We start from the raw sequence: 22,624 nt of genomic DNA, 5'->3' as shown, positions 1-22,624 counted from the left end.
TAAAGAGCACGGAGACCCTGATGTCCTCTTTTAACGACATGATCAACAACATCACCCCGGACATCTACGAGAGCCTGAAACTGGCCGTGGAAATCGGCAAGTGGTCCGACGGTGGCAAACTCACCGCCGAACAGCGCGAACTGTCGTTGCAGGCGATGATCGCCTGGGAAATCCAGAACCTGCCTGAAGACCAGCGCACCGGTTACATGGGCCCGCAGGAATGTGCATCGAAGTCGATCGAAGTGCCGAACATTCTGTTCAAATCGGATGCCATCCATTGATCGAGATTGGCCGCGGTGCAATCAGCAAAATGTCGGCGCGCCTGGACGGGCCGAACGTGCAATACGCGTTTCGTCTGGATGACGTCGAGGTGCCGGTCAACCCGTTGATCGGCAGCACGGTGCGTCTGGAATACCTGGGGGCGATTCACTGCACCCATTGCGGGCGCAAGACCAAAACCAGTTTCAGTCAGGGTTACTGCTACCCGTGCATGACCAAACTGGCGCAGTGCGACCTGTGCATCATGAGCCCGGAGCGCTGCCACTATGACGCCGGCACCTGCCGCGAGCCGGAGTGGGGCGAAAAATTCTGCATGACCGACCATGTGGTTTACCTGTCCAATTCGTCGGGGATCAAGGTTGGCATCACTCGTGCTACGCAACTGCCGACTCGCTGGATCGATCAGGGCGCATGTCAGGCATTGCCGATCATGCGCGTCTCGACACGGCAGCAATCGGGCTTCGTTGAAGACCTGTTCCGCAGTCAGGTCGCGGATAAAACCAACTGGCGCGCGCTGCTCAAGGGCGATGCGGCGGCGGTCGATCTGGCGCAGGTACGTGACCAGTTATTCGAAAGCTGCGCCGAAGGCCTGCAAGGTTTGCAGGAGCGATTCGGCCTACAGGCTATTCAGACGATTGCCGATGTCGAACCTCTCGAAATCCGCTATCCCGTCGAGCAATACCCGGCCAAAATCGTCAGCTTCAACCTGGACAAGAACCCGATTGCCGAAGGCACGCTGCTGGGGATCAAGGGTCAGTACCTGATCTTCGACACCGGCGTGATCAATATTCGCAAGTACACGGCTTATCAGCTCGCCGTGCATCAATAAGGACGCCAGCATGCGCACCGAACAACCGAAGATGATTTACCTGAAGGACTATCAGGCGCCCGAGTACCTGATCGACGAAACACACCTGACCTTCGAGTTGTTCGAGGATCACAGCCTGGTCCACGCGCAGTTGGTCATGCGCCGCAATCCGGCACGTGGCCCGGGCCTGCCGCCGCTGGTGCTCGATGGCCAGCAGCTGGAGTTGCTCTCGGTAACGCTGGCGGATCAGGAACTGTCTGACGGCGACTACCAGCTCACCGAAAACCACCTGACCCTGCAGCCGACCAGCGAAAGCTTCACGGTCGACACCAGCGTGAAGATCCATCCGGAAACCAACACCGCGCTGGAAGGCCTGTACAAGTCCGGCACGATGTTCTGCACTCAGTGCGAGGCCGAAGGTTTCCGCAAGATCACCTATTACCTCGACCGCCCGGACGTGATGAGCAAGTTCACCACCACCGTGGTCGCCGAACAGCACAGCTATCCGGTGCTGCTCTCCAACGGCAACCCGATTGCCTCGGGCCCGGGCGAAGACGGCCGGCACTGGGCAACCTGGGAAGACCCGTTCATGAAACCGGCGTACCTGTTTGCGCTGGTGGCCGGTGATTTGTGGTGCGTTGAAGACAGCTTCACCACCATGACCAACCGCGATGTTGCACTGCGCATTTACGTCGAGCCGGAAAACATCGACAAGTGCCAGCACGCGATGAACAGCCTGAAGAAGTCGATGCGCTGGGACGAAGAGGTTTACGGTCGCGAGTACGATCTGGACATCTTCATGATCGTCGCCGTCAACGACTTCAACATGGGCGCGATGGAGAACAAAGGCCTCAACATCTTCAACTCCAGCGCCGTACTGGCCCGCGCCGAAACCGCGACCGACGCCGCACACCAGCGCGTTGAAGCAATCGTCGCCCACGAGTATTTCCACAACTGGTCGGGCAACCGCGTGACTTGCCGCGACTGGTTCCAGCTGTCGCTGAAAGAAGGTTTCACCGTATTCCGTGATTCCGGCTTCTCTGCTGACATGAACTCGGCCACGGTCAAGCGCATTCAGGACGTGGCTTATCTGCGCACCCACCAGTTCGCCGAAGATGCCGGCCCGATGGCCCACGCTGTGCGCCCGGACAGCTTTATCGAAATCTCCAACTTCTACACCCTGACCGTGTACGAGAAGGGTTCGGAAGTGGTTGGCATGATCCACACCTTGCTCGGTGCCGAAGGCTTCCGTAAGGGCAGCGATCTGTACTTCGATCGCCATGACGGCCAAGCGGTGACCTGCGACGACTTCATCAAAGCGATGGAAGACGCCAACAGTGTCGACCTGAGCCAGTTCAAGCGCTGGTACAGCCAGGCCGGCACGCCGCGTCTGGCGGTGAGCGAGTCTTACGACGCTGCCGCAAAAACCTACAGCCTGACCTTCCGCCAGAGCTGCCCGGAAACCCCGGATAAAGTTGAAAAACTGCCGTTCGTGATTCCGGTCGAACTCGGCCTGCTCGACAGCCAAGGTAACGAAATTGCCTTGCGTCTGAGCGGCGAAGCATCGGCGCAAGGCACCACCCGCGTGATCTCGGTCACCGAAGCCGAGCAGACTTTCACCTTCGTTGATATCGCTGAACAGCCGCTGCCCTCGCTGCTGCGCGGCTTCTCCGCGCCGGTGAAACTGAGCTTCCCGTACAACCGCGATCAGCTGATGTTCCTGATGCAGCACGACAGCGACGGCTTCAACCGCTGGGATGCCGGTCAGCAACTGTCGGTGCAAGTGCTGCAAGAACTGATTGGCCAGCAGCAGAAGGGCGAGAGCCTGAAGCTTGATCCGCGCCTGGTCTCGGCGCTGCGTACGGTGCTGTCGGATGAGTCGCTGGATCAGGCCATGGTCGCCGAAATGCTTTCATTGCCGGGTGAGGCGTACCTCACTGAAATCAGCGAAGTGGCGGATGTCGATGCGATTCATATCGCCCGTGAGTTCGCTCGTCAGCAACTGGCGGAAGGTCTGTTCGAAGCGCTGTGGCTGCGGTATCAGGCCAACCGTGATCTGTCGAAGCAAACCCCGTATGTGGCCGAAGCCGAGCATTTCGCCCGTCGCGCGCTGCAGAACATTGCGCTGTCGTACCTGATGCTCAGCGGCAAGCCGGAAGTACTCGCGGCGGCGCTGGAACAGTTCGAAACAGCCGACAATATGACCGAGCGCCTGACCGCGCTGGCGGTGTTGGTCAATTCGCCGTTCGAAGAGCAGAAAGCCTTGGCGCTGGCCAGTTTCGCCGAGCACTTCAAGGACAACCCGCTGGTGATGGATCAGTGGTTCAGCGTGCAGGCCGGCAGCACCTTGCCGGGCGGTCTGGAACGGGTGAAAGCGTTGATGCAGCACCCGGCGTTCAACATCAAGAACCCGAACAAGGTGCGTGCACTGGTCGGTGCGTTTGCCGGGCAGAACCTGATTAACTTCCACGCGGCGGACGGCTCGGGTTATCGCTTCCTCGCGGATCTGGTGATTGAGTTGAACGGCTTCAACCCGCAGATCGCTTCGCGCCAACTGGCGCCGCTGACGCGCTGGCGTAAATATGACGATGCGCGGCAGGCGCTGATGAAGGCTGAGCTGGAGCGGATTCGGGCGTCTGGGCAGTTGTCGAGTGATGTGTATGAGGTGGTGAGCAAGAGCCTGGCTTGATGGTGTGTTGGTGTCGGTGTTCCAGCGATGGACCGGCCCTCACCCTAGCCCCCTCCCAGTGGGAGAGGGGACTGACTGAGGTGGATGGTTGAGCACACCGACCTGAAAGTCCGAAGTCGAACTCAGATTCTGAAACAGATCAAAAGCCCCTCACCCCTAGCCCTCTCCCAGTGGGAGAGGGGACTGACTGAGGTGGATGGTTGAGTTACACCGACCTGAAAGTCCGAGCCGAACTCAGGACTTGAAAAGCACGAAGATCGGCTCCCTTTCCCCCTCGCCCCCCTGGGGGAGAGGGCTGGGGTGAGGGGGTAGGATTTATGCATCACCATAAAACCCAAGCCGTACACATAAAAAAACGCCGCATTAACCAATGCGGCGTTTTTATTGACTAAAAGTTACTTCAGGTCGAAACGATCCAGGTTGGTGACCTTCGTCCACGCCGCAACAAAGTCCTTAACAAACTGCTCCTTCGCATCCGAACTGGCATACACCTCAGCCAAAGCCCGCAGTTGCGCATTCGAGCCGAATACCAGATCAACCCGCGTCGCCGTCCACTTCACGCTGCCGGTTTTACGGTCACGCCCCTCGAACTCATCCGCATCCCGTGACGTTGGCTTCCACTCCACCCCCATGTCCAGCAGGTTGGTGAAGAAGTCGTTGGTCAGCGCCTCGGTCTGCGAAGTGAACACACCATGCCGGGTTTGCCCGACATTGGTGTTCAACACCCGCAAACCGCCCAGCAGCACAGTCATCTCCGGTGCGGTAAGGGTCAGCAGTTGCGCCTTGTCAATCAGCAACGCCTCGGCCGAGACGGTGTATTTGCCTTTGCTGTAGTTGCGGAAGCCATCGGCAATCGGTTCAAGGAAACCGAAGGAGTCAACATCGGTTTGCTCTTGGGTTGCATCCGTACGCCCCGGGGTGAACGGCACCGTGACCGAATGGCCGGCGTTTTTCGCTGCTTGTTCGACTCCGGCATTCCCGGCCAACACGATCAGGTCCGCCAGCGAGACTTTCTTGCCAGTGGCTGCGCCGTTGAATTCATTTTGAATGTCCTCAAGGGTTTGCAGCACTTTGGCCAGTTGCTCAGGCTGGTTGGCCTGCCAGAACTTTTGCGGTGCCAGACGCAGACGGCCACCATTGGCGCCGCCGCGCTTGTCGGAGCCACGGAAGGTCGAGGCAGCGGCCCATGCGGTCGAGACCAGTTGCGACACCGAAAGGCCTGACGCGAGGATTTTGCCTTTCAGCGCAGCCGCGTCGCTGTCGTCGATCAGCGGATGAGTGACATCCGGAATCGGATCCTGCCACAGCAATTCTTCGCTCGGCAGTTCCGGGCCGAGATAGCGCGACAGCGGGCCCATGTCGCGGTGGATCAGTTTGTACCAGGCACGGGCGAAGGCGTCGGCCAGTTGATCCGGGTTGGCGAGGAAGCGCCGCGAGATCTGCTCGTAAGCCGGGTCGAAACGCAGCGCCAGGTCGGAGGTGAGCATGGTCGGCGAAAGCTTTTTGCTCGGATCATGGGCATGCGGAACGGTGCCGGCACCGGCGCCGTTTTTCGGAATCCACTGATGCGCGCCAGCCGGGCTTTTGGTCAGTTCCCACTCGAAACCGAACAGGTTTTCCAGGTAGTTATTGCTCCACTTCGTCGGTGTGGTGGTCCAGGTCACTTCCAGACCGCTGGTAATGGTGTCGCCACCCTTGCCGGTACCGAACGCGTTGCGCCAACCGAGGCCTTGTTCTTCGAGGCCGGCCGCTTCCGGCTCAGGCCCGACGTTATCGGCTGGGCCGGCGCCGTGGGTTTTACCGAAGGCGTGACCGCCAGCGATCAACGCGACGGTTTCTTCATCGTTCATGGCCATGCGGCCGAAGGTTTCGCGGATGTCGTGGGCTGAAGCGACGGGGTCTGGATTGCCTTCCGGACCTTCGGGGTTCACGTAGATCAGGCCCATTTGCACGGCGGCGAGCGGGTTTTCCAGATTGCGTTCGCCCTGATCGGTGCGGCTCTCTTCTTTGCCATGCAAATCCGGCTCGGCGACCAACGTACCGTCACCGGGTTCCTGCATGGCGGACTTGTCCTTGCCGTAACGGCTGTCGCCGCCCAGCCATTCGTGCTCCGAACCCCAGTAAACGTCTTCGTCCGGCTCCCACACATCTGGACGGCCACCAGAGAACCCGAAGGTTTTGAAACCCATGGATTCCAGCGCGACGTTCCCAGTGAGAACGATCAGGTCGGCCCAGGAAATATTGCGGCCATATTTCTGCTTGATCGGCCACAGCAGGCGCCGGGCCTTGTCGAGGCTGACGTTGTCCGGCCAGCTGTTCAGTGGTGCAAAGCGTTGTTGCCCGGAGCCGGCGCCACCACGGCCATCGGCGGTGCGATAGGTGCCGGCGCTATGCCAGGCCATGCGGATGAAGAGGGGGCCGTAGTGGCCAAAGTCGGCTGGCCACCAGTCCTGAGAGTCGGTCATCAGCGCATTGAGATCTTGTTTCAGCGCCTGGAAGTCCAGGCTTTTGAAGGCTTTGGCGTAGTCGAAATCCTTGCCCAACGGATCGGACTTTGGCGAATGCTGACTGAGGATTTTCAGGTTGAGTTGATTCGGCCACCAGTCACGGTTCGTCGTGCCACCACCGGCGGCGTGGTTGAACGGGCATTTCGATTCGTTTGCCATGTTCGGGTCCTTATCAGGTCTGCTACGGCCGGCTCGTGCCGACTTCGGACTAGTAAGGCTAGACCCGACTGGGGAAGTCAGCTAATAGGCCGACTATTGGACGTTGATAGTCAGAACCTTTTACTGCGCGCTCGCCCCTATATGACCTTGATCAGGTGGATTGGGCCGTGTCGTCCTCCGGCACGTCGTCAAGGATGTCCTCTTGCCCTGGCAACTCGGTAATCACACTGAAATCCGTCACCTCAACCGCGCCCAATCCATACCCCAGCAAATGGAAAGAAAACGCTTTGCGCTCTTGCGGGTTGTCGAAGCTGAAGTTCATTTCCAGTGGCTGCTCGGCGGTTGCCACCATCTCCTGCGGCAGGCCAATCTGCACGTCCTGTTCAAACTCTTTGGCCTTGAGCTGAATGTACGCCGCTTGTTGCGGATCGACCGAGCGCACGGTCAGGCGCACGCGGGTGTGCGAGCCTTTGGGCATTTCCAGGTACTGCGCGCCGATCAGGTTGTCGGCCCAGTCATCCTTGATTTGCGCTTGCAGCGGGATGACGTTGGTGCTGCCGAACTGATAGCGATGATTGAGCGGCGTGCGCAGCAGCGACAGGTCGAGAGCGTTGGCGCGGGCGGCGATCTGCCGGGCCGGGTGACCGCTGTAGTTGCCTTTGTACGTGGCGCTTTCAGCGATGAACCCGGCGCTTTCGTAATAGCGGCAGCGGCGCGGCATGTCGCACTCGGAAAAAATCCCCTGACCGTTGTGATAGCGCAGCTTGCCGTTGGTGAACGACATGATTTCGCGGCCGCTGTCGTAGTCGCGAAACAGCGAGCGGCCGCTCAGCGCGGAAGGCACCGGCAGGTCGAAGTAGTCGAGGATGGAAGTGCTCAGATCGACGTGGCCATACACGCCTTTGTTGAGCCGTGGCAGTTGTTCATGCTCCGGCGCCAGGGTCAGGTTGAAGCCCCATGAAGAGGCCAGGCGCACGCCGTCGATGCCGTGGGATTCGTCCGAGGTGATCACCACCAGCGTATTTTTCAGGACGCCCTGGCGCTCGAGGCCGCTGAGGAATTGCTCCAGCGCATCGTCGAGATAACCGACGGCGGCCTGTTTCGGCGTTTCGTAGCGCTCCAGGTATTCCTCGGGCGCGGAGTAGGGCTGATGGGTGCCGACGGTCAGCAATGTCAGCATCCACGGCTTCTTCTGCTTTTTCAGTTGGCCGACATAATCCAGCGCACCTTCGAAAAACGCCTTGTCATCCTTGCCCCACGGGAACTCCAGATAATTGCTGTTGCTGAACCATTCCAGACCGTGCGTCGCATCGAAACCAATGTGCGGCATGATCTTGTCTTTGGCCATGAAGCGCAGCCCGGCACCTTGCAGATAGTGCGTGCTGAAGCCGTGTTCACGCAGTTGCGCCGGCAGGCAGGCCTGATTGCGCTCGTTGAGGGTGAGCATTTCCACGCCTTTGGGCGTGCCGTTGTTGAGTTTGTCGTAATCGCCGCAGAGCATCGCGTACAGACCGCGAATGGTCTGGTGCGTATGCAGCACGTAGTCCGGGGTGTTCATGCCGCGCTCGGCCCAGCGGCTGAGGTTGGGCATCAGGTCTTCCTGATAATGGCTGCCGATCGCCTCGCGGTTGGCGCGGATGTAAGCCCCGGGAATGCCTTCCAGCGCGATGATCAGCACGTTGCGTGCTTGTCCCGGCGCGGCCAGCAGTTTCTGCCCGTTGAGGTCGACGTCGGTGAGCCCGGCCATGGCCGGCGCGGGTTCTTCGACATCGCCGTCCAGCCATTCCTCGGCCTGGATCTGCAGATCGGCGACCTCGCTGGCCAGCAATTGGTGCGGCAGGTTGTACTGACGCCACGGATCCGCTTCGTTTGGCCACAGGTTCTGCGCGCCCCAGTGGGCGGCGAACAACACCAACGGTGCGCTCCAGTGCAGCGCGTGGCAGGGGCGGACGTGGCAGGTCGCGGTTGGCAAACCGGGTCAGCAGCCAGAACAGCAGGGCCAATAGCAAAGTGATGCCCAGTGCAGGATGGGCCAGGCCGCCACCCGTGGAGTTTTCCACGAACTGCGGATCGATCAGGTAATGAATGTCCGAAGGCGTCGGCAGCCGACCGACCGCGCTGACCAGTTCAGCGGTCGCCACCGCCAGCAATCCCCAGAACAGCAACACCGGCAAGGCCAGCCACCACGCCCGGCGATGCAGCAATACCACCAACAGGCTGCCGATGCCCAGATCCGACAAATAGCCCAGCGGTGCCGACCAACCCAGCGCCGCACGCAGGCACACCGGCACCACCAGCACCAGAACAATCAGGGAAAAGAGGCGGGCATGCGGCTGCCGCAACCGGTTAAAAAGAGCGCTCACAAAAAAGACCTTCCAGCCATTAAATCGTCATAAAAGTGTGCGCGATGATACCAAGGGTGAGCTGTCTGATCGCCCTTTTAAACCCTCATCTGATGTGCTGGTGCGGTGGCCCCTGAAGGTGATGGAGTGTCTGCAGGCCTGACCGGCCTTCGCGTGGCTCGGCAATCGACGAAATTGAGGCTGGTGGATTTATTGTTTCAGGCTGTTTAACCCGTCGAGCCGCCACCGGATTCCAATGTAGGCGCTGCGGCACGCTGCGATCTTTTGATCTTGTTATCGAAACCCGGCATCACAAGATTGCAGCCTCCTTTCGCTCGACAACCCGTGCTATCGATATGCGATAAAGATATTTAATTTCTATTTTTTATAGCGATAAAGTCAGGCCTTTCAGCACACCACCCCCATGCTGCGAGGTTGTCATGGCCACACCGTTCAAACGTTCTGCACTGACTCTGTTGGCCGCCTCCCTGGCCGCGAGTGCGTTGTTCAGCACCGGCGCCCAGGCCGAAGGCAAGATCAGCATCGCCCAGCAATTCGGCATCGGTTACCTGATTCTCGATGTAGTGCGCGACCAGAATCTCATCGAAAAACACGGCAAGGAGCAGGGCCTCGACATCAAGGTCGACTGGAACAGCATCTCCGGGGCCACCGCGATGAACGAAGCATTACTAACCGGATCCCTCGACGTGGTGTCCGCCGGTGTGCCGCCGATGCTCACCGTGTGGGATCGCACTAAAGGCAAACAGAACGTCAAAGCCATCGCCGCGCTGGGTTCGATGCCCAACTATTTGCTGACCAACAACCCGAACATCAAGACGCTCAAGGACTTCACCGACAAGGACCGGATTGCCGTACCGGCCGCCGGTGTCGGTTTCCAGTCACGCACCTTGCAGATCGAAACCGCTAAGGAGTTCGGTGACGCGCAGTACAAGAAATTCGATGACATCTCAGTCAGCCTGCCGCACCCCGATGCAACGGCCGCGCTGATCGCCGGCGGCTCGGAAATCAACTCGCACTTCTCCAGCCCGCCGTTCCAGTACCAAGCCTTGCAGAATCCCAACGTGCACAAAGTGTTGAGTTCCTACGACGTGCTCGGCGGCCAGGCTACGTTCAACGTGCTCTACACCACGGAAAAATTCCACGACGAAAACCCGAAAACCTATAAGGCGTTCTACGACGCTTTGGCTGAGGCTGAGAAAATCATCAAGGCCGACAAACCGGCGGCGGCTCAGGCTTATATCCGTGTCGAGCAGTCGAAGTTGCCGCTGGCCCTGGTCGAGCAAATCGTCAAAGACCCGGAAATCGACTTCACCGTGGTGCCACAGCGCACCTTTATTTATGCCGAGAAATTGCAGGAACTGGGCGTGCTGAAGAACAAGGCCGACAGCTGGAAGGATTACTTCTTTGAAGAGGCGCATGGTGCTGCGGGGAGTTGAAAGTCAGTAGCGTGCGCGAGCTTTATTCACGATCGCGTTTGCTTCGCGCCTCTTACTGCTGAACCAGAGTGGCCTGGTCATCACAGGCCACTCCGGTTCAGCGGTCAATCAACTACATTGAAATTTTCACTGAACTGGTTATCGCCTGGCCACCAGCGGAAAAGACAGTTAACTGTTTTGCCTTTGCTGAGTTCCAGTCCCCAACGGGGGGCGATTGCATACGATTTGCCAGTTTCCAGGCTTGAGATATTGGTATCCAGCGAACTGCCATTCGCAAATGAGAGGGCCAGATTAAAGCGCGTCATGTCTTGCTCCGGCGTGACTTTGGCGCCTATATCTCCGATTTTCGACAATGAGATCGTGTTGCTTTGAAGATCCAGTCCCTGGAATTCAAAAGGAAAATTTTCGTTTCTGTTTGCATTCATCGTTCATTGCTCCAGTTCGTTGCGATAGGCTGCAGTCATTGCAGGCAAGGCATAGCGTAAAGAGCAAAGAAAATTGGAGTAACTGTAAAAAATGACAGTTTTTTATAGCTAAAGGAAATTGACCTGCGCGTTTGAAGTAATATAGGTAATCGTGGCAAAGCAACGCTTCCGTCGGTTCAAATCAACGCTCGCCATCATCAAAAATTCTTTCAATCGGCATCTCGAACGCCCGAGCAATCTGAAAGGCCAGTGGCAGACTCGGGTCGTAGCGTTCGTTTTCAATCGCGTTAATCGTCTGACGCGACACGCTCAGGCGTTCAGCCAGATCGACCTGCGACCATTTGCGCTCGGCGCGCAATTCCTTGAGGCGGTTTTTCATTGGTAGCGGCGTCGCGCAATGTGCAGGCCGACAATCCACATCAGCCCCATCACCGGCCATACACACGTCCACGGAATATGCGGGGCGCCGACGTTTTCCAGAAAACCGTAGCTGAAGGTCAGCAGTGCCGAGGCGGCGAAGGCAAAACCCAACGCCTCAAACTGGATGCGCAAATGCATTTCGTCCATGCGCCGCATATTGCGCACGATGGCCCAGCACATCAGTCCCGCCGGAATGACCGGCGTCACTGCGACGGCCGAGCGCAGCACGATGGGGGCGTCCATCAGATATTGCGAGGCAACCAATGAGGCTGTCAGCACCAGCATGTAGATGATTAATGCTGCGCCCAATTCGAGGTAGTACCGGTTCATTCTTCACTTCCTATGTAAAAGACCCTTTACATGGTCGCCGAAGATTTATCCGATGTAAAGCACGCTTTCCATCACGCTGGTCGCCTCGAACATGCTGGTGTCGGAGCAGTTGCAGCGTAGGGGCACGCGTTCTGGACAGCGTAATAACCACTCAGTAGCATTCGAACTCAACGGATTATCCCTTCGCACGTCGTCCGACGTGCAACGCTCAAGGAATCGACATGCGCGAGACCCCCAATGACCCACAACGAACCGTCGTGACCTTGGTCAACGGCGAGATTCACCATGAAACCCATATCAGTTTCAGCTCCATGTCGCTCGTCGATGGCGAAATTCGGGTGCATCGTGCTGAAGGCAATCAGCTAGACATTCCGGTGGCCGGGGCGGACTTCGCTTGGCGCATTGATCTGGATGGGGTGCACAGAGTACCGGTGACGCAGGCAGCGGTTGAACCGGTTGAACCGGTGCGTGCCGATGACAGCTTGAAGTTGTTCACCTCGAAAAACGTGTGGATCACCCTCGGGCTGTGGTTCTTCGTCAGTTCGGTTTTCGGTTGGCTGGGGATTGTGGCGGCAGGCGGATATCTCGGTTACCAGTGGCGTGAGGTGGAAAAGCGCAAGGGACAGTTGGCCAAGGCACCCGTAGATAAGGCCGTGCCCCGTTCCGGCTCGGGAATGTCACGGGAAAGTGTGCGCAAGGCATTGGCCCGCAGGCGTTAATGCGGCGCCCATCAAAGACAAAAAAAGGGGCGGCCTGATTATCGATCAGGCCGCCCCTTTTTTATTGCCGCTCAGTCAGATCAGTGCATTTTGCTGTGATCGTGACCTTCCATGTTGGTCAGCGCACGAACCGGTGCCTTCACTTCGATGGTTTCTTTTTCGCCCTTGGCGTTTTCCACGGTCAGGGTCAGCGGTACGCTTTCGCCTTCTTTGAGCTGACCGTTCAGGCCCATCAGCATCACGTGATAGCCGTTCGGATCAAGCTTGACGGCTTTGCCGGCCGGCAGCTCGACGAACTTCACCGGGCCCATGCTCATGACGTCATTCTTCATGGTCATTTCATGGATCTGCACGTCCTTGGCCGCTGGCGTCGCGACGCTGAGCAACTTGCTGTCACTGTCGGCGGTGAGGGTCATGAACGCGCCGCTGGCGGACTGGGTCGGCACGGTGGCACGGACCCAGGCGTCGTCGACTTTGGTCTGCGCGGACACCTGGAACGCCAGGCCCAGCAGAGACAGACCGATGACAGCGCGTTTGATGTGGTTCAGAACAGGTTGCATCAGCAAACCTCCATAACAGTAAGCAAATCTTCCGTGCATTGTTCTGCCGAAAGCGAGGTGGACAGACCCAGGCGCAAGCCGCCGTTGGAGTCGTAAACGTAACTGGTGGCAGTGTGCGAGATGGTATAGGTGTCGCCGGCCGGGACTTTCTCGTAGAACACGTCGAATTCCTTGGCGGTGGCCGCGGTTTCCTCGAGTGTGCCGTACAGCGCAACGAACGTCGGGTCGAAGGCTTTCATGTAGGCGTCGAGGATTTCCGGGGTATCGCGCTCGGGATCGAGGGTGATGAAGATCACCTGCAAACGATCGCCATCGGCGCCCATCAGTTTCTTGATTTTCGCCGCGCGGGCGAGGGTGGTCGGGCAGACTGCCGGGCACTGGGTGAAGCCGAAGAAGACCATCGGCATCATGCCGCGAAAGCTCGACAGCGTCATGGTTTCGCCATCGGTGTTCTTCAGTTTGAAGGTGCGCCCCATGATCTTGTTACTCAGATCCTTGCCGTACTTGTACGACAGTTGGCCGCGGGTGTCGCAGCCGGCGAGCAGGCCGAGCCCGAGTACGCCCATTCCCGCAAGCACCTTGCGGCGAGTCAACAAAGCCGTCATCTAATACCGCCTTTTGCAGCCCGTCAGTCAGCAGGACTGGCGGGGGGTTAACCGTAAAAGCGGCGCATGATACCAAACTGCAGGCAGACGCCGGCCACGGATCGCCGCACGGCAGAGGATCGCGCGACAAAAGGTGTAAGAAAAAGTGACTACAGCTTACTGGACGCTTGATTCAGCGGCGCTCCAGCCCCCGCCCAGCGCGGTGTAAAGGTTGACCTCGGCGACCAGTTGCGCGAGGCGATCGGTGATCAGGCCTTGCTGCGAACTGAACAGCGAACGCTGCGCATCGAGGAACGTCAGGCTGCTGTCGACGCCATTCTGATAACGGTTTTGCGCCAGGTTGTAGTAAGTCTGTGTGGCCGCGACCAGATCGCGCTGCGCCTGCAATTGCTGCTGATAAGTGCTGCGCGCAGCGAGGCCGTCGGCGACTTCCTGAAATGCGGTTTGAATCGATTTTTCGTATTCGGCCACCGCCACATCTTTCTGCAATTTCGAATAATCCAGGCTGGCGCGCAGGCTGCCGGCATTGAAAATCGGCAGGCTGATCTGCGGCTGAAAGGTCCAGGCGCCAGAGCCACCGCCGAACAGCCCGGACAGATCGCGGCTCGACGTCCCGGCATTCGCCGTCAGGCTGACACTGGGAAAAAACGCCGCCCGTGCCGCACCGATATTGGCGTTGGCTGCTTTCAGTTTGTACTCCGCCTGAAGGATGTCCGGACGCCGTTGCAGCAGATCCGAGGGCAGGCCGGCGGGCAGTTGCCGCACCAGCTCGCTGGCCAGTGGACGGGCGGGCAGCGACTCGGGCACCGGCGCGCCGACCAGCAAGGTCAGGCTGTTCAAGTCCTGGGCGACCTGACGCTGATAGCGCGCCAGATTGGCCCGGGAACTGTCGACGCTGGTTCTGGCCTGCGCCTGCTCCAGCGCTGACGATTTGCCGGCCTCACGGTTGCGGGTGGTCAGGTGCAGGCTCTGTTCATCGGCAGCAAGGGTGTCGCGGGTCAGCTCCAGCAGCTCCTGATCGGCGCGCCAGGTCAGGTAGGCGTTGGCGACGTTGGCCACCAGACTCAGCTCGGCACTGCGCCGCGCTTCTTCAGTCGCAAGCCAGGTTTGCAAGGCCTCCTCGCTGAGGCTGCGCACGCGACCGAAGAAGTCCAGCTCATAAGCGCTGATGCCGAGGTTGACCGAGTACGTCGAATTGATCAGCGCTTTGCCTTGGGTCACGCTCGGCGGCATGCGCTGGCGCAATTCATTGGCATTGGCCGACACCGCCGGCAGCAGGTCGGCGCGCTGAATGCGGTATTGCGCCTGAAAGGCTTCGACGTTGAGTGCCGCCACGCGCAGGTCGCGGTTGTTGACCAGCGCGCTTTCGATCAGTTGTTGCAGCACCGGATCGGTGAACAGCGTGCGCCAGTCCTCAGCGCTCGTGGCGGGCTGCGTTGCTGTCGGATACTGCGCGGCGGTGGGGGACGCGGGGCGCTGATACTCGGGAATCAATGAACAACCGGCCATCAGCACCGCGATGGACAGCAGGGAAAGTCGCAACGTCAACATCGAACTGCCTCATGCATTTAGAGAGCTTTGTGCTCAGGCGCCGGCCATCCATTTCGCCAGGCCATGGCGGCCACTGACGCCGAGTTTGGCCGTGGCGCGTTTCAGGTACGTCTCGATCGAGCTGTTTTTGACCCGCAGCTTTTCCGCCATTTGCGGCACGGTGCCGCCGGTCAACAGGCCGAGGCAGACTTCTTTCTCGCGCACCGACAGGGCGATGTCGCTTAATGCCAGGCGCTCATCGAACACCTGCGCCAGCGGCGCCTGATCCAGTTCGGCCAATGGTTGGCGCGGTTGCCGGGCGAGGATTTGCCGACTGATCTGCGCGTGACGTTCGATCAGTGGCAGCAGGGTGTCGGACAGGCTCTTGAGAAACGACAGCTCCGGCAGGGAAAACACCCGTTGGGTATGTGGTCGGTAAAACGAAATCACGCAACGGCGGTTGGACGTACGCGAAACCAGATTGCATTGATGCGCACTGTGTTGCGGATGGCGAGGCTGGAGCGAGGCTTTCAGTTGAATCAGCAGCGAGTCGTTCATCTCGATCATCTTCTGCAGCAGCGGATGATCGTCGGGGCTTTCCAGCGGATCGGGCGCTGCACAGGTCTGCGTCAAACCGGCGCTGCCCAACGGTTTGATGTCGACCACACTGGCCTGACGTTCATCCAGCGTCCACTCACTGAGATCCACGCGGTTGACCGGCACCAAGGTGTCGACCAACTGGAACATGTTCGTGGCGAAGTGATCATCGCCGGTGCTGGCAATCAACTCACCCAGTTGCCAGTAGAAGTGTGGGTTTTCCATATTACGAATGCTGCCGGTCAGATTCATATCCTTCATCCTTGGTTCAGAGCCATCACTGAATCGTCTGCCGTCTCTGTAAAAGCCGCCCACGCAGTCATTTCTCCTTGAACATGATCTGGAGCGGGATTTAAGCCTATGGATTTGTCCTACGTCTGTAGGGGAAAACAGGGACACAAAGTGCCACTATTTCTGAATATTGGCGCCGGGGTTCTGACGCTGTTAAACGCCGGCGTAACGGCGAGAGTGACTGTTCAGTCACGCTCAAGCCCCGGAAAACCTGGCGAAGGGGAATTCTGATCGGCAGCGCTCGGGTAAATGGCGGCGCTGCTATGTGGTTTTTTTCCTACAAGCTTTTCAGTATTTCCTCTCCGAACTTTTCGACAGTGCCTACGGTAAACACGCCCACAAGGTCAGACAGGGGTGTACGAGCCTGGTGGTTGTCCGGGTTTCAGGTGTCATGTCGGCGCCGGGGCCGATGCTTGAATACCGGCAAAATTTCATGAGATGGATCTTATGCAGCCTACTTCTGCCAACGTGGCGGACGATGTGTCCGTGCCTGTCGAGACATTTGCGCTGACTGCCGCCCAACGGGATATCTGGCTGGACCAACTGAGCCGCGGCGATTCGCCGCTGTACAACATTGGCGGTTACGTGGAGCTGAGCGGGCCGCTGGATCCGGCATTGCTGCAATCGGCGCTTGAGTCTCTGGTGGCAGCGAATGATGCCTTGCGCATTGTTCTGCGATCGGACGTTGGTCACGACGGGCTGCCGTTGCAAGGGTTTGCGCAGGCGCTGCCGGTGGCCATGCCGCTGTTTGATCTCAGCGGGCAAGCCGATCCACAGTCGGCGGCCCGGGCGCTGGTTGAAGCACAGATGGCGCAGGCCTTTGTGTTGAGCGGGCAGGCGTTGTTCCGCTTCAGTCTGATTCGCCTCGATCGCCATCTTCACTGGCTGGCAGCCCAGGCCCATCACTTGATCATTGATGGCTGGGCGTTCGCGCTGCTGTTCAAGTCGGTGGGCGAGATCTACAGCACGTTGTGCCGTGGCGAGCATCCGCGCAGGGCGGCACCGTCCTATGTCGGCTTTATCGAAGAAGACGCGCGCTACCATCAGTCACCTCGCTATGAGCGCGATCAACGTTACTGGCTGGACAAGTACCGTAGCTTGCCCGAGCCCTTGTTGACGCCCCGTCATCGCGAATTCCTTGATGTTGAAGCAGCGCCAAGTCGCATCCACGTCGAGTCTTTTCCAGCCGTGCTGCACGAGCGCATGAAAGACACTGCGCGGCACCTCGGCGGTTCGGCCTTTCATGTATTGCTGGCGGCGCTGCACGTGTATTTCAGTCGTACCGCGCAACGTGACGAGTGGGTGGTCGGTTTGCCGATTCTCAATCGCTCCGGTGCCCGCTTCAAAAGCACCTTGGGCTTGTTCACCCAGGTCAGTGCAATGCGCATGGGCTTCGGTCGAACGTTGTCATTCGCTGGATTGATCAAGGCGATCGGCGCTGACCTGAAGCAGGATTTCCGCCATCAACGCTACCCGCTGAGCGAGATGAACCGCGCGCTGGGGCTGTTGCGTGAAGATCGTGCGCAACTGTTCGAGCTGTCGCTGTCCTACGAGCAGGACGACCATGACTATCGTTACGGTGAGGCGTCGGGGCACTCGGTAAAGGTCTCCAACCAGCACGAGGCGACTCCGCTGGCCATTCACCTGCGCAGCAACCGTTACACCGACAAAGCCTGGCTGCATCTGGTGTACTCGCCAGCCTATTTCACGGCTGACGAGATCGCGGCGTTGACCGAGCGCTTGCTGCTGATTCTGCAGCAAGGTCTGGAATGCCCGGCGCTGGCGATCGCCGATTTCAACCTCAATAGCCCGGCAGAACTGGCCCTGTTCAATGAGTGGAACGACACCCGGGTCAGTTATCCGCAAGGCCGACTGATTCATCAGCGCTTCGAATCGCGAGTGGCCGAAGAGCCGGACGCTGTGGTTGCGACCTATCAGGGACGAACCCTGAGTTATGCCGAGCTGAATCGGCAAGCCAATGCGTTGGCCCACCATCTGATCGGCCTCGGCGTGCTTCCTGACGATCGTGTGGCAATCGTTGCCCGCCGTGGCCTGGACACGCTGGTCGGGCTGCTGGCAATTCTCAAGGCTGGCGCTGCTTATGTGCCGATTGATCCGGCGCATCCGCCCGAGCGCCTGAGTTATCTGCTCAGCGACAGTGCGCCGGTGGCGCTGCTGACGCAAAGCGATCTGCGTGATCGTCTGCCCGCCACAACGCTGCCGGTGATCGAGCTGGATCGGCGCGAGTGGCCGCTCGACAACTTGACCGATCCCGACGTGGCGGGGTTGAACACTCGCCACCTCGCCTATGTGATTTACACCTCCGGCTCCACCGGTTTGCCCAAAGGCGTGATGGTCGAGCACCGCACGCTGGGCAATCTGGTCGACTGGCACTGTTCGGCGTTTGGACTTGGCCCCGGGCAGCACACCTCAAGCCTCGCCGGCTTCGGGTTTGACGCGATGGCCTGGGAGGTGTGGCCGGCGCTGTGTGCCGGGGCGACGGTGCATCTTGCGCCCGCGAGCGAAGGTAGCGAAGACATCGATGCGCTGCTCGCCTGGTGGCGGGCGCAGCCGCTGGACGTCAGCTTTCTGCCGACGCCGATTGCCGAATACACCTTCAGCCAACAGGCCGATCATCCGACCTTGCGCACCTTGCTGATCGGCGGCGATCGTCTGCGCCAGTTCAACCGCGCGCAGTCGTTCGCGGTGGTCAACAACTACGGCCCGACCGAGGCCACGGTGGTCGCCACGTCGGGGTTGATCACACCGGGGCAGGCGTTGCACATCGGCAAACCCGTCAGCAATGCCACGACTTATCTGCTCGATGATCAGCAGCGTCCGGTGCCGATCGGCATCATTGGCGAACTGTATGTCGGCGGCGCCGGGGTGGCCCGGGGTTTTCTGAATCGTCCGGACCTGACCGCCGAACGCTTTCTCGACGACCCGTTCAGTGCGCAGACTGATGCGCGCATGTACCGCACCGGCGACCTCGCGCGGTGGCGCGCCGACGGCAATATTGAGTACATCGGTCGCAACGATGACCAGGTGAAAGTTCGTGGGGTGCGTGTCGAGCTGGGCGAAATCGAAGCCGCACTCGCCAGCCATGACGCGGTGCAGGAAGCCGTGGTGCTGGTGCGCGACGGTCAATTGTTGGCATGGTTCACCGAGCGCGCAGCACTGGACATACAGCAACTGCATGCGCACCTGACATCGCGTTTGCCAGCCGCCATGCTGCCGGCCGCCTACATTCAATTGGCGAGTTTGCCGCTGACCGCCAACGGCAAGCTCGATCGCCAGGCGTTGCCGGCGCCGGGGCCGGAAGCGTTGATCCGCCGTCAATACGAGGCGCCACAAGGTGACGTCGAAATCGCTCTCGCCCAGATCTGGGCCGAGGTCTTGCAGGTCGAACGGGTAGGGCGTCACGACCATTTCTTTGAGCTGGGCGGCCACTCTTTGCTCGCCGTAGGCCTGATCGAACGCATGCGCCAGATTGGCATGAGCAGCGATGTTCGCGTGCTGTTCAATCAACCGACACTGGCGGCGTTAGCGGCGGCAGAGGGCAGCGGCCGCGAAGTCGAGGTGCCGGCTAACCGCATTGCGCCCGATTGCACGTACATCACGCCGGACCTGTTGCCATTGGTGCAACTGGATCAGGCGATGATCGAACGCATCGTCGCGACCGTGCCGGGTGGTGCCGCCAATGTGCAGGACATCTACCCGTTGGCCCCGTTGCAGGAAGGCATTCTCTATCACCACATCACCGCTGCGCAGGGCGATCCGTATTTGCTGCAATCGCTGCTGGCGTTCGACAGCCTCGAGCGGGTCGAGGCCTTTGCCGCTGCGCTGCGTCAGGTCATGGCGCGGCACGACATCCTGCGTACGGCGGTGGTTTGGGAAGGGCTGACGTCACCGGTTCAGGTCGTTTGGCGCGAGGCGATTTTGCCGGTGCAGGAGGTTGAATTTGATCCTGCCCGTGGCGCGATCATCGATCAATTGCACGAGCGTTTCGACGCGCGGCGTTATCGCCTCGATGTCAGTCAGGCGCCGCTGCTGCGCCTGATGTATGCCCGTGATCCCGCGCACAATCGGGTGGTCGGCATCTTGTTGTTCCATCACCTGGCGATGGATCACATTGCGCTGGAGGCGATGCGCGAAGAAATCCACGCCAGCCTGTCCGGGCACTCGGAGACGCTGGCGCCGCCAGTACCGTATCGCAACTACGTGGCGCAGACGCGCCTGGGTGTCAGCGAGCAGGAGCATGAAGCGTTCTTCCGGCAGATGCTCGGCGACATCGATGAGCCGACGTTGCCGTTCGCTTTGCAGAACGTGCAGGGCGACGGCAGCAACATCGAAGAAGCCGAGCAGGCGCTGGCCAGCGATCTGTATCAGCGCCTGCAGCAGCAGGCACGCCTGGCGGGCGTGAGCATCGCCAGCCTGATCCACCTCGCCTGGGCGCAAGTATTGGCGGCGACCTCCGCGCAGCAAAGTGTCGTATTTGGCACGGTGTTGATGGGCCGCATGCAGGGTGGCGCGGGTGCCGACCGGGCGCTCGGGGTGTTCATCAACACCTTGCCGCTGCGGGTCGATGTCGGCGAGGGTGCGCGCGCAGCGCTGAAGTCCACCCATGCGCGCCTGAGCGCGTTGCTTGCCCATGAACACGCTTCGTTGGCGCTGGCCCAGCGTTGCAGCGGCGTTGCTGCGCCGGCGCCGCTGTTCAGCGCCTTGCTCAACTATCGGCACAGCGATGATGTCGGGCAAAAAACCTCCCGGCAAACCTGGCAGGGCATCGAGACCCTGGCCAACGAGGAGCGGACCAATTATCCGTTTACCCTGAGTGTCGATGACCTCGGCACAGGCTTGCGCTTGACCAGCCGAACCCTGTCGAGCATCGGTGCGCAGCGGATTTGCAGTTATGTGCAGTCAGCGCTGAGCGTGTTGGTCGAAGCGCTGGAGAACACGCCGCAGCGGCCGCTGAATAGCCTGCCGTTGTTACCGCAGGAAGAACTGCAACGGCTGCTGATCGAGTTCAACGATACGGCAGTCGACTGTCCGCTGGATCAGCCACTTCAGGCGCTGTTCGAACAACAGGTGCAGCGCAAGCCGGATGCCATCGCCGTGCAGTTCGCCGAGCAACGCCTGAGCTATCGCGAGTTGAACGAGCAGGCCAACCGCCTGGCCCATCATCTGCGCGGGCTCGGCGTGCAACCGGATTCGCGGGTCGCGATCTGCGTCGAGCGCGGGCCGGAACTGGTGATCGGTCTGTTGGGCATTCTCAAGGCCGGCGGTGCTTATGTGCCGCTCGATCCCGATTATCCGCAGCAACGGCTCAACTACATGTTGCAGGACAGCGCGCCGGTTGCGCTGCTGGTGCATGCGGCGACACGCGACCTGCTCAGCGAATCCGGCGTGCCGCTGATCGATCTCGATCTCGGTGTATGGCGGGACCAACCGCACGAGAATCTGCAGGTGCCCGGTCTCGGCGCGACGAATCTGGCTTACATGATCTACACCTCCGGCTCCACCGGCACGCCGAAAGGCGTGATGATCGAGCACCGCAGCGCCTGCAACATGGTGCATTGGGGTTCGCAGTTGTCGCCGCCGACTGAACACGGTGCGTTGCTGCAAAAGGCGCCGTACAGTTTCGACAGTTCGGTGTGGGAGATCTTCTGGCCACTGTGCTCGGGCATGCGCCTGGTCCTGGCGCGAGCCGATGGCAATCGCGATTCGGCGTATGTCACGCAAGTGATCCGTGAGCAGAACATCACCGTGGTCAAGTTTGTGCCGGCCTTGTTGCAGCAGTTCATTGAACAGGACGATGTCAGCCAGTGCACCAGCCTGACCGACGTGCTCAACGGTGGCGGCGAGTTGACCGTTGCGCTGGCCCGGCAAGTGCGCGAGCGCCTGCCGTGGGTGCGCCTGCACAACGTCTACGGGCCGACCGAAACCACGGTCGACAGCAGTGGCTGGACGCTGCAACCCGGCGAACCGGTGCCGCAGACACTGGTGCCGATCGGCAAGGCCCTGAGCAACACGCGGCTGTACGTCCTCGATGCCTTTGATCAGCCTGTGCCGTTTGGCGTCAGTGGGCATTTGCACATTGGCGGAGTGGGCGTGGCGCGGGGCTATCTGGGACTGCCGCAATTGCAGGCCGAACGTTTTATCGATAGTCCGTTTGTGGCTGGTGATCGCTTGTATCGCACCGGTGATCTGGTGCGTTATGGCGCCGATGGCAACCTCGAATTCCTCGGTCGTAACGACTTTCAGGTCAAGCTGCGCGGGGTGCGTCTTGAGCTGGGCGAGATTGAAGCGCGCCTGCTGGAACACCCGGCCATCCGCGAGGCGGTGGTGCTGGTACGCGATGAGCGACTGGTGGCTTATTACACCCTGCGCGCCGAACTGGCTGCACCGACGCTGGAAGCATTGCGAGCGCATGTGTTGGCGCAGGTGCCGGAGTTCATGGTGCCTGGCGCCTACGTGAGGCTGGCGGCGTTGCCGTTGACGCCAAACGACAAAATCGACCGCAAGGCGTTGCCGGAACCGGGGGCGGAGGCGCTGCTAAGCCGTCCTTACGAGGCCCCCGCAGGCGATGTGGAAACCGCGTTGGCGCAGATCTGGGCGCAGGTGCTCAAGGTCGAGCGGGTGGGCCGGCACGACAACTTCTTCGAGCTGGGCGGGCATTCGTTGCTGGCGGTCAGTCTGGTCGCGCGCATGCGTCTGGCCGGTCTGCATGTCGACGCGCGCACGCTGTTCAGCCGGCCGACACTGGCGGCGCTGGCGGCTCAGACCTCGCGGCAGGCCGGGCAGGTCGAGATCGCCCAGACCACCATCCCGAGCCTCAACCGCAAACGCCGGCTCTGATCGTCGGACACGAAACCTGTGGGAGCGAGCTTGCTCGCGAAAGCGCTG

The 22,624-nt window shown here is 60.0% G+C and carries 15 protein-coding genes and 1 pseudogene; 7 read left to right on the top strand and 9 right to left on the bottom strand.

Annotation, left to right across the window (positions count from 1 at the left end; all coding sequences use genetic code 11):
• Positions 1-20: 20 nt before the first annotated feature.
• The 3 genes from AB4O11_RS25240 to pepN are packed head-to-tail and all read left to right on the top strand — an operon-like array spanning position 21 to position 3,776.
• Positions 21-281, top strand: coding sequence for a YeaC family protein (locus AB4O11_RS25240; protein ID WP_007919229.1), 261 nt, complete (start codon positions 21-23; stop codon positions 279-281).
• Positions 278-1,108, top strand: coding sequence for a DUF2797 domain-containing protein (locus tag AB4O11_RS25235; RefSeq protein WP_093430729.1), 831 nt, complete (start codon positions 278-280; stop codon positions 1,106-1,108). The genes AB4O11_RS25240 and AB4O11_RS25235 overlap by 4 nt, the downstream gene beginning before the upstream one ends.
• Positions 1,109-1,118: 10 nt before the next feature.
• Positions 1,119-3,776 (top strand): aminopeptidase N, encoded by a 2,658-nt coding sequence (gene pepN, locus AB4O11_RS25230; protein ID WP_460129111.1) that lies wholly within the window; start codon positions 1,119-1,121, stop codon positions 3,774-3,776.
• 395 nt (positions 3,777-4,171) lie between these two features.
• On the opposite strand, the gene katG is transcribed toward pepN, so the two are convergent.
• Both katG and AB4O11_RS25220 read right to left on the bottom strand, forming a co-directional pair.
• Positions 4,172-6,442 carry a catalase/peroxidase HPI gene (gene katG / locus AB4O11_RS25225; RefSeq protein WP_460129109.1) on the bottom strand — a complete coding sequence of 757 codons (2,271 nt, stop codon included), beginning with the start codon at positions 6,440-6,442 and terminating at the stop codon, positions 4,172-4,174.
• 151 nt (positions 6,443-6,593) lie between these two features.
• A pseudogene (locus AB4O11_RS25220) lies at positions 6,594-8,589 on the bottom strand (LTA synthase family protein).
• On the opposite strand from AB4O11_RS25220, the gene AB4O11_RS25215 reads away from it, so the two are divergent.
• Both AB4O11_RS25215 and AB4O11_RS25210 read left to right on the top strand, forming a co-directional pair.
• Positions 8,528-8,686 carry a hypothetical protein gene (locus AB4O11_RS25215; protein ID WP_460131180.1) on the top strand — a complete coding sequence of 53 codons (159 nt, stop codon included), beginning with the start codon at positions 8,528-8,530 and terminating at the stop codon, positions 8,684-8,686. The pseudogene AB4O11_RS25220 and the gene AB4O11_RS25215 overlap by 62 nt on opposite strands.
• Before the next feature lie 538 nt (positions 8,687-9,224).
• Positions 9,225-10,241, top strand: coding sequence for an ABC transporter substrate-binding protein (locus AB4O11_RS25210; RefSeq protein ID WP_460129107.1), 1,017 nt, complete (start codon positions 9,225-9,227; stop codon positions 10,239-10,241).
• 104 nt (positions 10,242-10,345) lie between these two features.
• On the opposite strand, the gene AB4O11_RS25205 is transcribed toward AB4O11_RS25210, so the two are convergent.
• From AB4O11_RS25205 to AB4O11_RS25195, 3 genes are all read right to left on the bottom strand, one after another.
• Positions 10,346-10,666 carry a hypothetical protein gene (locus AB4O11_RS25205; RefSeq protein WP_460129105.1) on the bottom strand — a complete coding sequence of 107 codons (321 nt, stop codon included), beginning with the start codon at positions 10,664-10,666 and terminating at the stop codon, positions 10,346-10,348.
• Positions 10,667-10,847: 181 nt separating this feature from the next.
• Positions 10,848-11,045, bottom strand: a complete 198-nt coding sequence (locus AB4O11_RS25200; RefSeq protein WP_460129103.1) for a helix-turn-helix transcriptional regulator — start codon at positions 11,043-11,045, stop codon at positions 10,848-10,850.
• Positions 11,042-11,416 (bottom strand): hypothetical protein, encoded by a 375-nt coding sequence (locus AB4O11_RS25195; protein WP_093430735.1) that lies wholly within the window; start codon positions 11,414-11,416, stop codon positions 11,042-11,044. The genes AB4O11_RS25200 and AB4O11_RS25195 overlap by 4 nt, the downstream gene beginning before the upstream one ends.
• A 221-nt stretch (positions 11,417-11,637) precedes the next feature.
• On the opposite strand from AB4O11_RS25195, the gene AB4O11_RS25190 reads away from it, so the two are divergent.
• A complete protein-coding gene (locus AB4O11_RS25190; protein WP_093430736.1) occupies positions 11,638-12,135 on the top strand; it encodes a cupredoxin domain-containing protein in 498 nt (165 codons plus the stop codon).
• Positions 12,136-12,215: 80 nt separating this feature from the next.
• On the opposite strand, the gene AB4O11_RS25185 is transcribed toward AB4O11_RS25190, so the two are convergent.
• From AB4O11_RS25185 to AB4O11_RS25170, 4 genes are all read right to left on the bottom strand, one after another.
• A complete protein-coding gene (locus AB4O11_RS25185) occupies positions 12,216-12,695 on the bottom strand; it encodes a copper chaperone PCu(A)C (protein WP_093430737.1) in 480 nt (159 codons plus the stop codon).
• On the bottom strand, positions 12,695-13,300 hold the full coding sequence (locus AB4O11_RS25180; protein ID WP_007915980.1) for an SCO family protein: 606 nt from the start codon (positions 13,298-13,300) through the stop codon (positions 12,695-12,697). Before AB4O11_RS25180 ends, AB4O11_RS25185 begins: the two co-directional genes overlap by 1 nt.
• Positions 13,301-13,456: 156 nt before the next feature.
• Positions 13,457-14,851, bottom strand: coding sequence for an efflux transporter outer membrane subunit (locus AB4O11_RS25175; RefSeq protein ID WP_460129100.1), 1,395 nt, complete (start codon positions 14,849-14,851; stop codon positions 13,457-13,459).
• 33 nt (positions 14,852-14,884) lie between these two features.
• Positions 14,885-15,679, bottom strand: a complete 795-nt coding sequence (locus AB4O11_RS25170; RefSeq protein WP_095047888.1) for a helix-turn-helix transcriptional regulator — start codon at positions 15,677-15,679, stop codon at positions 14,885-14,887.
• A gap of 486 nt (positions 15,680-16,165) precedes the next feature.
• Here AB4O11_RS25170 and AB4O11_RS25165 point away from each other — a divergent pair, with 486 nt between their 5' ends.
• Entirely contained in the window at positions 16,166-22,576 is a 6,411-nt protein-coding gene (locus AB4O11_RS25165; RefSeq protein WP_460129095.1) for an amino acid adenylation domain-containing protein, read from the top strand.
• Positions 22,577-22,624 lie beyond the last annotated feature (48 nt).

Source organism: Pseudomonas sp. H1_D05, assembly GCF_054682705.1.
This window is presented reverse-complemented; position numbering and strand designations above follow the sequence as displayed.

What these genes read in the sequence shown, in the direction of transcription:
- AB4O11_RS25210 (WP_460129107.1), top strand. Translation starts at nt 9,225, where the DNA reads ATGGCCACACCGTTCAAACGTTCTGCACTGACTCTGTTGGCCGCCTCC.
- AB4O11_RS25185 (WP_093430737.1), bottom strand. Translation starts at nt 12,695, where the DNA reads ATGCAACCTGTTCTGAACCACATCAAACGCGCTGTCATCGGTCTGTCT.
- pepN (WP_460129111.1), top strand. Translation starts at nt 1,119, where the DNA reads ATGCGCACCGAACAACCGAAGATGATTTACCTGAAGGACTATCAGGCG.
- AB4O11_RS25180 (WP_007915980.1), bottom strand. Translation starts at nt 13,300, where the DNA reads ATGACGGCTTTGTTGACTCGCCGCAAGGTGCTTGCGGGAATGGGCGTA.
- AB4O11_RS25170 (WP_095047888.1), bottom strand. Translation starts at nt 15,679, where the DNA reads ATGAATCTGACCGGCAGCATTCGTAATATGGAAAACCCACACTTCTAC.
- AB4O11_RS25240 (WP_007919229.1), top strand. Translation starts at nt 21, where the DNA reads ATGTCCTCTTTTAACGACATGATCAACAACATCACCCCGGACATCTAC.
- AB4O11_RS25175 (WP_460129100.1), bottom strand. Translation starts at nt 14,851, where the DNA reads ATGTTGACGTTGCGACTTTCCCTGCTGTCCATCGCGGTGCTGATGGCC.
- AB4O11_RS25205 (WP_460129105.1), bottom strand. Translation starts at nt 10,666, where the DNA reads ATGAATGCAAACAGAAACGAAAATTTTCCTTTTGAATTCCAGGGACTG.
- AB4O11_RS25165 (WP_460129095.1), top strand. Translation starts at nt 16,166, where the DNA reads ATGCAGCCTACTTCTGCCAACGTGGCGGACGATGTGTCCGTGCCTGTC.
- katG (WP_460129109.1), bottom strand. Translation starts at nt 6,442, where the DNA reads ATGGCAAACGAATCGAAATGCCCGTTCAACCACGCCGCCGGTGGTGGC.
- AB4O11_RS25190 (WP_093430736.1), top strand. Translation starts at nt 11,638, where the DNA reads ATGCGCGAGACCCCCAATGACCCACAACGAACCGTCGTGACCTTGGTC.
- AB4O11_RS25200 (WP_460129103.1), bottom strand. Translation starts at nt 11,045, where the DNA reads ATGAAAAACCGCCTCAAGGAATTGCGCGCCGAGCGCAAATGGTCGCAG.
- AB4O11_RS25195 (WP_093430735.1), bottom strand. Translation starts at nt 11,416, where the DNA reads ATGAACCGGTACTACCTCGAATTGGGCGCAGCATTAATCATCTACATG.
- AB4O11_RS25215 (WP_460131180.1), top strand. Translation starts at nt 8,528, where the DNA reads ATGTCCGAAGGCGTCGGCAGCCGACCGACCGCGCTGACCAGTTCAGCG.